Here is an 848-nt window from a genome sequence, read left to right on the forward strand (position 1 = left end):
AGGTCGAGACCCGGAACGGGCGCCAGCAGAAGAAGCGCGCGGTCTGGGGCCAGCGGCAGGACGCCATTGCCACCATGAACCAGCTCGCGGCGCGCTTCGGGATGACGCCGGTCGACGAGGCGCGGATGAGCGCGGGCGGGCAGGGCGATCTCTTCGGCGAGATCCTGAGGACCCTCGATGGATCCGATTGACCATCCGGTCTCGCGCTATGCGCTCGATGTGATCGAGGGGCGCGAGGTGGCGGGCACGCTGGTGCGGCTCGCCTGCGAACGCCACCTGATGGATCTGGAAACGGGCCGCGACCGCGGCCTCTGGTTCGATTGCAAGGCGGCCTTGCGCGTGCTGAACTTCGCGCGCCTGATCCAGCACACCACGGGTCCGGCGGCGGGCAAGCCGCTCGATCTGACGCCCTGGCAGGTCTTCCGGCATGGGTCCGTCTTCGGCTGGAAACAGGCCGATGGGCTGCGCCGGTTCCGCACCACCTATCACCAGGTCGCGAAGAAGAACGGCAAGACGACCGACACGGCGGTGCCGATGCTCTATACCCAGCTTTTCGACGGCGAGGCGGCGCCGCAAGGGTTCTGCACCGCGACGACGCGGGATCAGGCGGGGCTCTTGTTCCGCGAGCTCCGGCGGATGATCAAGGCCGCCCCCGCGCTGTCGGCCTTCATGGATACGGGCAACAAGCACCTGATCTCGACCGCGATCACCAATGGCACGATCCGGACGCTCAGCCGCGACGGCAACTCGGCCGATGGCATCAACCCCAGCTTCGTCGCCCGCGACGAGGTGCACCGCTGGACCGACCGCGAACTGGCCGAGGTGGTGGTCAATTCGATGATCGCCCG

2 protein-coding genes are annotated in these 848 nt (G+C 67.9%); both read left to right on the plus strand.

The window, feature by feature from the left end; all coding sequences use genetic code 11:
- Nucleotides 1–191 (plus strand): P27 family phage terminase small subunit (locus BYZ73_RS21375; RefSeq protein ID WP_146746401.1); only part of this gene is annotated, 191 nt, incomplete at its 5' end.
- Nucleotides 178–848, plus strand: a 671-nt coding sequence (locus tag BYZ73_RS21380; protein ID WP_220086888.1) for a terminase large subunit domain-containing protein, incomplete at its 3' end; no start/stop codon positions are given. The genes BYZ73_RS21375 and BYZ73_RS21380, both read left to right, overlap by 14 nt.

Origin of the sequence: Rhodovulum viride (genome assembly GCF_003265965.1) — a bacterium.
In the GTDB taxonomy this organism is placed as follows: domain Bacteria; phylum Pseudomonadota; class Alphaproteobacteria; order Rhodobacterales; family Rhodobacteraceae; genus Rhodovulum; species Rhodovulum kholense.